The organism is Echinicola sediminis, from assembly GCF_054777495.1.
Map to the genome: position 1 here is coordinate 1 of NZ_BAAHAP010000142.1, position 9,688 is coordinate 9,688.

The window sequence follows — 9,688 nt, forward strand, 5'->3', positions numbered from 1 at the left end:
CAAAAGGGTTCGCAATGACGCAGCGATCCTATTTCACTGCTTTTAAATCGAACTCAGGTTCATAAGTTAGCTATTGTACGTTACTTTTTTATAAGTCTTGGAATTCGGGTTAAAGTCCCAGTAGGAAATCACGGAACTCTTCCGTGTCAAAATTGCTCATCCCTTCATGCCTGAACACCACTTTTCCCTCGGGACTTACCACCAAGGTGGTGGGGATGGACTGGGAAGTTAGTACGGATGTAAGTCCATAACTGGCATGGACCACCGGAAAAGTGTAGGCCTTATTGTCAATGTACTTTTGTGCTTTTTCGACCTTTTCGTCCAAACTGACCATCAGGAAAGCAATGTCCTTTTCCTCCTGGAGTTTTTCATACAGGGAAGAGATATGGGGCATCTCCGCCCTACAGGGGGGACACCAAGTTGCCCACAGGTTGATAAAGACGGTTTTACCCTTGTAGGATTCCATATCCACCAGCTTTCCATTGAGGTCTTTGAATTTGATAGCGTAATCGAAATCCTCGAATGCTGCAGGGTCTTCAACATCTGGTTTGATCAGGCCTGTGGACAAAACCACGGACTGGATTTTACCGATGACAGCGGTGTGCCAGCCCGTAAAGTACAGGACACCGAAAATGCTTAAAATTATACCCCAACTTTTTAGTTCTTTTTTCCAGTTCACTTTGATAATTATGGTTTGTTTTAATCTACGGCTTAAAGTTATAATTTGATTTACAATCCATTAGTGACTTGGGTCACAATTAAAATAAATTCCTCTGAGAAAACTCTTTGATAAACTTTAAATTGCGCCCCTATAGTACAGCAATATCTTAAAAGTTTATGAATATCAATCATTATCTAAAAATAGCCGAGGAGCTGAATATCAGGCACAAGCAAGTGTCCGATACCATTGAATTGTTGGATGAAGGAGCTACAGTACCTTTTATATCGAGGTACCGAAAGGAGGTAACCGGCTCTTTGGATGAAGTTCAGGTGGCCGCCATCAGGGACAGGGTGCAGCAGCTTCGCGATTTAGATAAAAGAAGGGAAGCTATCCTGAAGTCCATCAAAGACCAGGAGAAACTGACTCCGGAATTGGAGGCGAAGATCAATGCGGCCGAGACAATGTCTGTATTGGAGGACCTTTACCTTCCTTATAAGCCAAAGAGAAGAACCAAGGCGACCATTGCTAGGGAAAAAGGCTTGGAACCTTTGGCTACCAAAATATTTGAGCAGGAATCCATCAACCTGGAAGAAGAGGCCAAGGCCTATATCGATGCGGAGAAAGAGGTGGCCAATGTGGAGGAAGCCCTGCAGGGTGCCCGGGACATTATTGCCGAATGGGTGAATGAAAATGCAGAGCTGAGGAAAAAGATGCGGGATTTATTCATCGATCAGGGCCAGTTTGTTTCCAAGGTCATCCCTGGGAAAGAAGAAGAGGCCATCAAATACAAAGACTATTTTGAATGGTCTGAGCCAATCAAAACGGCTCCTTCCCATAGGGTTTTGGCCATGAGAAGGGGAGAGAAAGAGCTTTTCCTCATGTTGGATTCCTGTCCGGAAGAACTGGACGCCCTCGCCCTGATGGAGAAAACCGTGGTAACTGAGAACAATACCAGTGCCGAGCAGGTCAAATTGGCCATAAAAGACTGCTATAAGCGTTTGATGAAGCCTTCCATGGAAACGGAGGTAAGGCTGTATACCAAGAAAAAGGCAGATGAAGATGCCATCAAGGTCTTTGCCGAAAACTTAAGACAACTCCTGCTGGGAGCACCTTTGGGAGAGAAGTCTGTGATGGCCATTGACCCTGGTTTCAGAACCGGTTGTAAGCTGGCCTGTTTGGGACCTCAGGGGCAGTTATTGCATTACGATGCCATATATCCCAATGAGCCCCAGAGAAAGGTGGCAGAATCAGGAGCCTTGGTGAAGCATTTGGTGGAAAAACATCAGGTAGAGGCCATAGCCATTGGAAATGGTACTGCCAGTCGTGAGACAGAACAGTTTTTTAGGTCCCTTGGACTCCCCAAAGAGGTGCTGATTGTTATGGTAAATGAAAGTGGAGCATCCATTTATTCCGCTTCAGAAGTAGCCCGTGAGGAATTCCCGGACCTTGACCTGACCATCAGAGGAGCTGTTTCCATCGGTAGAAGGTTGATGGACCCGCTGGCTGAGCTGGTGAAGATTGACCCTAAGTCAATCGGAGTGGGCCAATACCAACATGATGTGGACCAATCGGCTTTGAAGAATTCCCTGGATGATACAGTCATGAGCTGTGTGAACGGAGTAGGGGTGGAAGTAAACACGGCCTCCAAGCAGCTTTTGACCTATGTGTCCGGTTTGGGCCCTTCTTTGGCCCAGAATATCGTCAACTATAGAAATGAAAACGGCCCCTTCAAAAGCAGGGAGGATATCAAAAGTGTCCCCCGCTTGGGAGACAAAGCCTATGAACAGGCGGCTGGATTCCTAAGGATCAATAATGGAACGAATCCACTGGACAGGAGTGCTGTTCACCCAGAGCGCTATGCGCTGGTAAAGAAAATGGCTTCGGATATCGGTGCCAGTGTGACCGATTTGATAAAGAGCGACGAGTTACGCGCCAAAGTCGTATTGAAGAACTATGTGACCGAGACCGTTGGTTTGCCGACACTTCAGGATATTATGGAAGAATTGGCCAAGCCGGGAAGGGATCCGCGGGAAACCTTTGAGGTCTTCAATTTCCAGGAAGGAGTAAATGAGATGAAGGACCTCAAGGTGGGGATGAAGCTTCCGGGAATCATCACCAATATTACCAATTTTGGGGCCTTTGTGGATGTAGGGGTGCATCAGGACGGATTGGTGCATTTGAGCCATTTGGCGGATAGGTATGTGTCGGATCCCAATGAAGTGGTGACCGTCAATCAGAAAGTGGAGGTGACTGTAATGGAAGTGGATCTGAACAGGAAACGCATAGGCCTGAGTATGAAATCCGATCCTTTTGCCGAGAAAGGCAAGGGCAAAGCTGGAGGCGGCAAGAGGGAGAGAAGGAGAGAACAAGAGCCTGAAGGGGATTTGGCCGCTAAACTGGCCATGCTCAAAGGGAAGTTTGGGAAATAAACACAAAGCTGGCCGAGTCCAATCGGCCAGCTTTTTTTATGCCCTTTCAGTCCAATTCCCTGAAAGCCTCAGTTTAAAAAACGTCACTCCGATCCGCCACAGGCGGAGCGGGAGTCTCGCAAGGAGAGGATTTGTCCACAGGGAGGCTGTCCAAAACATTTCCTTAGCACTTTCCCATCGCAAAAGGGCCTACCTGGAGCAGACAGGTTCGCAATGCTATAGCTCCCAATTCAATCCTTTTTAATAAAGCTAAATTTCGATCATATGGAATAATTGAGGGCCACGGATGCACACAGATAAACACGGATGTTTTAATTAAAGCCCTTATTCAGCGTACTCCAATGTTGATTGTTTTAAACCTTTCCTTCATGGGAAACAGCACCTGATCCCAAATAACTGAACAACCAATAACCTAGTAACCAATAACCCAATAACTAACCTAGAAATTGTACTTCGCACTGATCAAGACTATTCTGCTTTCCCATTCCGCCAAAAATTCCTGATAGAAAGTGTTGGATTGGTTATAGCCACCAAAGTTTCTGGTGTTGAAGACATCTCTTACACTCAAGGAAAGGCTTGCCTTGTCCTCCATAAAACTTCTTAACAATGTAGCATCCATGCTATAACGGGCAAAGTCCCTACCTTGGGCTTCTATTTCGGGTGATTCGTAGTCGCCTACCAACTGCAGTTTAAAGTCCATCGGAAGGGCAAAGTCAGTGGTCAATTTAGAGTTCCAGGAGAAGCCTTTACTGACAAATTCTTCTCCAAGATTGGAGCCGTCCACTTTGGTTTGGAACAGGGAAATACTGCCATTTAGGTTCCACCATTTGGTAATTTCGGTTACCCCGATAAATTCCAGACCATAAGCTTGTCCTGTGTTGAGGTTGGTGGGCTGTTGATAAGAGATACCGTCTTCTACAGTGGTGATGTAATCCAGTACCCCATTGACATGCCTGTAAAATAGATTGGTGGTAAGGCTGGCCTTTTCATAATTTACCATATGCCCCAATTCCATGGAATTGATCATCTCCGGCTGAAGGGCAGGGTTACCTCTTCTGACACTAAGGGAATCAGTGATGTCGGGAAAAGGGTTCAGTCTCCATGCAGTGGGACGGTCTATCCTACGGCTATAGGTGAATTTCAGTGAATGTTCTTCATTTAGCTTGTAAAGGGCCTGTACGCTGGGAAAAAGGTTAAGATAGTCCTGTTTGTTCCGTTCATTGGTATTATAAAGCAATCCTTCCACCAAGGTTTGTTCTGCCCTGGTGCCCAAGGTGAAGTCAAATTTCTCCGAGCTTCTGGAGTAAATAAAATAGGCGGCGTGGATTTGGTCCTTGTACAAGAAATGGTTGCTGATGTCCAGGTTTTCTTCAAAGTCGTTGGTGCTTTCAGAAAACTGGAAATACTTGTAGTCATTATCGAATTTCCTGAAGGTGGATTTGAGTCCCATTTCCAGTTTTACATTATCATTTACAGGGTGAATGTAATCAGCTTGTAAAACCGTGGTATAGCGCTTTTCATCCGTGAATGCCCTTTCCTGACCGTTTTGGTTTTCTGGTAGCGGCTCGGAGTTATTTCTAAAAATGTCGATGTTTTGGATTTTGTATTGATTTTGGTAGGAATTGTTGACACTCACCTTGAACTCCCTGTTTTTATCATCAAAGGTCCTCTCGTAGATTAGGGCGTTGTCAAAACCATCATCTGCTTCTGACTCGGTATTCCTTCGGACATACTCCAGCAAGAGATCATCGGTTTCGCTGTCAGTCATTTTTGAATATAAGGTATTGTTCTCATAGTCATCTCCGGTATTATATACCCCTTGATAGCTTAAGATGTTTTTTCCGAAATAATAATCTGCACCATAGTTGAAGCTGTGGTTTTTTCTGTGATCGGAATTATCGTTTCTCTGGTTGAGCGTTTCATTTGACTCAAATAATTCTCTGAAGGTGGTTCTCTCGCCCACGCCTTTCCAGTCACGGTAATTGTAACCGGCATAAAGATTATATTTTGCAGTGGTATGGTTGACCCGGGCTCCGGTATTTAATCTGTTTCTTGTCCCGTAGGTCAATTCTACACCACCATGGGTGCCCATGTTTTCACCTCGCTTAAGGATGATATTGACCACACCGCCCTCGGCTTCTGCATCATAACGGGCATTGGGGTTGTTGATGATTTTGATCTGCTGAATCGCGCTGGCCGGAATTTGGTCCAAATTCTGGGTGAGAGAAGAGTTACGGCCATTGATCAAAATATTGGTGCCGGAACTCCCTCTAAGGGAAATGGATCCATCTTCCGACACACTTACCGAGGGGGTATTTCTCAATATGTCCAGGACTGTGCCACCCACATTGGCAAGGTTTTGCTGCGGGGTAATGACAATTCCCTCAACATCTGTCCTCATGGGAATGCTGCTGGACTGCACCACGACTTCTTCGAGCTGTTTGCCTGCGGCAGCAAGGAGTATTTTCCCCAGGTTTTGGTCAGTCTGGATTTCTATGCCTTTTATCTTTTTGCTTTCGTACCCAATGAGGTAGACCTTGAGGTCGTATGTGCCTTTTTGTGCCTTCAAGATAAATTCCCCCTCTTCATCTGACTGGGTGAAAGTTACGGTTTGGTCACTTCCTTCCTCAAAAAGTGCCACCTGAGCAAATAGTAGGGGCTCTTGATTGGATTGATCCACTATTTGTCCGCTGACATTGATTTGAGCACGGACCGAAAAGGATGCAGTTAGGAGAATAATAAGGGCAGAAATTAGCTTAAAGAATTTCATCTGGCTATAAAGTTTATACTATCAACCAATATTAAGGGGATAGGGTTTGGGGATTGTCCCTGTTTTAGATCAGTGGAAGAATAGACTGATTTTCGGCAAAATCAGCAGTTGCCCCTGATGTCCCTGCGGGAGTGTTTTCGATCTGGAGAGTTAAAAGTGTATCATTTTGAGGTGACTGCTGTACTACAGTGAGGCAGTAAGGACGGTCTTGTGCTAAATCATTGCTTATTTGAGACAATTTGTGTCGTAAAATAGTTGTTTGTGTAAACTTTACTTTGTGTGTTTTACAAACATTCACTACCTTAGTGAAAGTAAAATAAAGGACAACACTATGGAAAAGGCTCCCAAGATCAGAATCGTTAGCAAGCAATTGGCTTCAGGCAATCATCAGGTTAAATTCTTCGTGGAAGATCAGGTTCATCCCCGGTACGGTTACCTATTAGTAAGTGGAGACAGAGCTGTAGGGGACGTCATTCAGGAAATCCGGGAAAGGATAGAGATGATGGAGAGGTCAAAGATGGATTTGAACAGGTTTTCGTTTAAAAGCAATTGGAGGGATGACCACAATTTTTACCTTTATAGTGCTTAACTGAAATAGAAAATGTTTTTAGGCAAAAATTTAAAGTATTTAAGGAAGTCCAAGCAGATGACCCAAGAGAGTCTTTCCGATCAGTTGGGAGTCAAACGGACCATGATATCGGCATATGAGGACGGAAGGTCGGAGCCTAAATTGTCCTCATTAAAGATTATGGCGGATATTTTTTCAGTATCGATGGATGAGCTGCTGTTTCATGACATCGAGCAAAAGGGACGGAAAGCCACCCAAAAGAAGGACATCAAGATATTGACGGTATCCCTTAACCAAGAAGAGAAGGAAAATATCACCATGATTCCCCAAAAAGCTTCCGCGGGATACCTTAATGGTTTTGCCGATCCGGAGTACTTAAAAGAACTTCCGCAATTCCACTTGCCGAATTTATCCAAAAATGCCACCTATAGGGCTTTTGAGATAAATGGAGACAGTATGTTGCCTTTGACTTCAGGAACCGTGGTGATCGGGGCTTACGTGGAACAGTTGACAGACATCAAAAGTGGAAGAACTTATGTTCTGGTGACAGAAACAGAAGGGGTCGTCTACAAACGTGTTTTTAACTATCTGGAGGAAAACGGGAAGCTGTTTTTGGTTTCCGACAATGATGTCTACAAGCCTTATGAGATAAGGGGGGAAGAGGTGAATGAGATTTGGGAAGCCAAAGCCTTTATAAGTACTGATTTTCCTAATCCGAAGGATAAATCAAAACCTACCTCTTTGGAGGATATCGCCGACATGATTTCCGAGCTCAAAAGCAGCATAATAAAGTCCAGATAAGTAAGCTGGACTTTACTTTTTTAGGAATAGCCCTGCTTATTTAAAAATGGAAGGATACTCCATTATTTTTTTGTGTGCGCACACATTGTTAACAGCACAAATTTTTGTTTTTAGGTATTGGACATGGGCTAACCGCTTGTCATAAATTTTTATTCAAAAAAATAAATAAACTACCGTCTTGTTTATAAAAATATTATATTTATGACCTTATGTTTATGATAAAATAAGCAATAAGTAGGAGGCAGGAGGTCATTTTGCGTTGGTCATATAGCTTTCAGCTAAACGCTGTTTATATTATTGTTTGGAGTTTGTAGCTTTGAAATAAGGCTGAACCAATGAGGTCCTGTAAGATGAAATTAATTTTAAAACTATAGTTTAATGAAAAAGACAACATTAAGCATTTTTGCTTTGGCAGCCATGATGGCTGCATGCAACAGTGGGAGCAAAGACGCCACCGAAGGTGAAAAGGTGGAGGTTGCTAGCCCGGAAGTAGAAGAAATCAAAGACAATACCTTGACTGCGGCTGAGAAAGCAGATGGTTGGAAATTGTTGTTTGATGGGACGTCCTTGGATGGGTGGAGAGCCTTCAACGGGGATACCTTGCCGCCCAATTGGATTATCGAAGACGGTGCCATGAAAGGTCTTGGTGCCACTGGAGGTGCTGATATTGGAGGGGACCTTGTATATGGTGACGATGAATTTGAGGAGTTTGAATTAAAGTTTACCTGGAAAATCTCTGAGGGAGGAAACAGTGGTTTGTTTTACCATGTGGTAGAAGGACCTGATTACAAAGCTCCTTATTACACCGGGCCAGAATATCAGGTGATTGATCAGTTGGGATTTGCCCAGCCTTTGGAAAAGTGGCAGTCTGTAGGTGCTGACTACGCCATGACAGAGCCGGACTTTGAAGGAGCGGTGAAACCAGCGGGAGAATGGAATGAATCCAAAATTGTGTTTTCTACTGAAGGATCAAGCTATTGGTTGAATGGGAAGAAGACCGTTGAGTTTGTCCCTTATTCTGAAGAATGGAATGCCAAAAAGAATTCCGGGAAATGGACCGACTTTCCTGATTATAAGATTGCCAAAAAAGGTTTGATCGCAGTGCAGGACCATGGCGATGCCGTTTGGTTTAAGAACATTAAAATAAAAAAGCTAAAATAACTAAGTAACTATGAAGAAGTATTTGTTGATTATCCCTGCAGTGTTGTTTTTGGCAGTAGCAGGGATTGCTGCCAAAAAGATCAAATTGTTTAATGGAAAGGACCTGAGTGGATGGACCATCTACGGAACTGAAAAGTGGTATGTAGAGGATGGTTTGCTAGTTTGTGAAAGTGGCCCTGATAAAGGTTACGGGTATTTAGGTACTGATGAGCACTACAAGGATTTCGAATTGGAGCTGGAATTCAAGCAAGGAGCAGATGGTAACAGTGGTGTATTTATTCGTTCTACTGTAGATGGGACCAAAGTTTCCGGTTGGCAGGTAGAAGTGGCACCTCCGGGTCATGCCACCGGTGGTATCTATGAATCTTACGGAAGGGGATGGTTGATCAAGCCCGATCCGGAAAAGGATAAAGCATTGAAGTTCGGCGAATGGAACAAGATGAAAATCCGTGTGGAAGGTGATCGTGTGACGAGCTGGGTAAACGGAACAGAAATGGTAGATTTCTCAGATGCCAAAATTGGCGAAGGTGAAGGTGGCATTTGTTTACAAATCCACGACGGTGGTGGAATCAAAGTCTACTGGAGAAATATCAAATTAAGAAAATTATAAAGTGTTAAGGCCTCGGAAACGAGGCCTTATTTTTTGTTGATTTATTTTTTAGGCTGTACCACAACGGATTAAGTTAATACCTTCATTTTTTACGCCTTTCCCCCTTGCGGGATAAGAAAGTGTTGTTACCTTTGTGACCCTGTTGGACGGACAGGCACGGAGAGAGCGGGAAGAGGGGGAGAGATTGACAGGATTGGGGTTACGGTTCGGGCGGAAAGAAAGTCCGGATTTTTTTCGGCAAAAAGTTTGCGGGAAAGAAACAAACCGCTACCTTTGCAGACCCTTACGGAAGATGTCCGGGGGAATGATTGACAGACAGGCCGCGGGTAAGCATGCCGGGTTTTTGGCCCCAAAAAGAGGCGAAAAAATAAAACGGAAATTTGCTTGCGGGAACGGAAAATTATCCGGAGCTTTGCAGACCCAAACGGGTAAAGCAAAGAAGAAAGATCGGCCTTAAGGCTGAAAAACTTCCGGAAAAATAAACTGAAAATAAGTTTCCGAAATAAAATTCTTTTTCACTAGTTTTGCACAGCGAAAGGGGATAAAGGCAGCCGAAAACGTTCGGTGCCGGAAATGGAAGGAAAAGAAACGACACGTAAGCGATTGCGTCACGGCCGGGAATGCCCGGCAGATAAGTTCATTGAAGTATTGTAAGACGATAAAGACAGAAACAGTCGGTAGGAAAACA

General features: G+C 44.1%; 7 protein-coding genes. 5 read left to right on the plus strand and 2 right to left on the minus strand.

All coding sequences use genetic code 11. From position 1 onward, the window contains the following. Nucleotides 1-109 precede the first annotated feature (109 nt). On the minus strand, nucleotides 110-679 hold the full coding sequence (locus ACYVAA_RS21150) for a TlpA family protein disulfide reductase (protein WP_460545667.1): 570 nt from the start codon (nucleotides 677-679) through the stop codon (nucleotides 110-112). Nucleotides 680-837: 158 nt separating this feature from the next. Here ACYVAA_RS21150 and ACYVAA_RS21155 point away from each other — a divergent pair, with 158 nt between their 5' ends. Continuing rightward, on the plus strand, nucleotides 838-3,090 hold the full coding sequence (locus tag ACYVAA_RS21155) for a Tex family protein (RefSeq protein WP_460545669.1): 2,253 nt from the start codon (nucleotides 838-840) through the stop codon (nucleotides 3,088-3,090). Nucleotides 3,091-3,529: 439 nt separating this feature from the next. Here ACYVAA_RS21155 and ACYVAA_RS21160 read toward each other — a convergent pair whose 3' ends face one another. Next, nucleotides 3,530-5,860, minus strand: coding sequence for a TonB-dependent receptor (locus tag ACYVAA_RS21160; protein WP_460545671.1), 2,331 nt, complete (start codon nucleotides 5,858-5,860; stop codon nucleotides 3,530-3,532). A 331-nt stretch (nucleotides 5,861-6,191) separates the two neighbouring features. On the opposite strand from ACYVAA_RS21160, the gene ACYVAA_RS21165 reads away from it, so the two are divergent. The 4 genes from ACYVAA_RS21165 to ACYVAA_RS21180 all read left to right on the plus strand — a co-directional run bounded on the left by ACYVAA_RS21165 (nucleotide 6,192) and on the right by ACYVAA_RS21180 (nucleotide 9,000). Further along, nucleotides 6,192-6,449, plus strand: coding sequence for a hypothetical protein (locus ACYVAA_RS21165; protein WP_460545673.1), 258 nt, complete (start codon nucleotides 6,192-6,194; stop codon nucleotides 6,447-6,449). A gap of 12 nt (nucleotides 6,450-6,461) precedes the next feature. After that, nucleotides 6,462-7,229: an XRE family transcriptional regulator gene (locus ACYVAA_RS21170; protein WP_460545675.1), complete on the plus strand. Its 768-nt coding sequence runs from the start codon at nucleotides 6,462-6,464 to the stop codon at nucleotides 7,227-7,229. Between the two features lie 378 nt (nucleotides 7,230-7,607). After that, nucleotides 7,608-8,390: a 3-keto-disaccharide hydrolase gene (locus ACYVAA_RS21175; protein ID WP_460545677.1), complete on the plus strand. Its 783-nt coding sequence runs from the start codon at nucleotides 7,608-7,610 to the stop codon at nucleotides 8,388-8,390. 10 nt (nucleotides 8,391-8,400) lie between these two features. Beyond that, on the plus strand, nucleotides 8,401-9,000 hold the full coding sequence (locus tag ACYVAA_RS21180) for a 3-keto-disaccharide hydrolase (protein WP_460545679.1): 600 nt from the start codon (nucleotides 8,401-8,403) through the stop codon (nucleotides 8,998-9,000). The last annotated feature ends 688 nt before the right edge of the window (nucleotides 9,001-9,688 follow it).

Coding starts and splice junctions, on each gene's coding strand:
- ACYVAA_RS21175 (WP_460545677.1), top strand. CDS start 7,608: ATGAAAAAGACAACATTAAGCATTTTTGCTTTGGCAGCCATGATGGCT.
- ACYVAA_RS21170 (WP_460545675.1), top strand. CDS start 6,462: ATGTTTTTAGGCAAAAATTTAAAGTATTTAAGGAAGTCCAAGCAGATG.
- ACYVAA_RS21160 (WP_460545671.1), bottom strand. CDS start 5,860: ATGAAATTCTTTAAGCTAATTTCTGCCCTTATTATTCTCCTAACTGCA.
- ACYVAA_RS21180 (WP_460545679.1), top strand. CDS start 8,401: ATGAAGAAGTATTTGTTGATTATCCCTGCAGTGTTGTTTTTGGCAGTA.
- ACYVAA_RS21155 (WP_460545669.1), top strand. CDS start 838: ATGAATATCAATCATTATCTAAAAATAGCCGAGGAGCTGAATATCAGG.
- ACYVAA_RS21165 (WP_460545673.1), top strand. CDS start 6,192: ATGGAAAAGGCTCCCAAGATCAGAATCGTTAGCAAGCAATTGGCTTCA.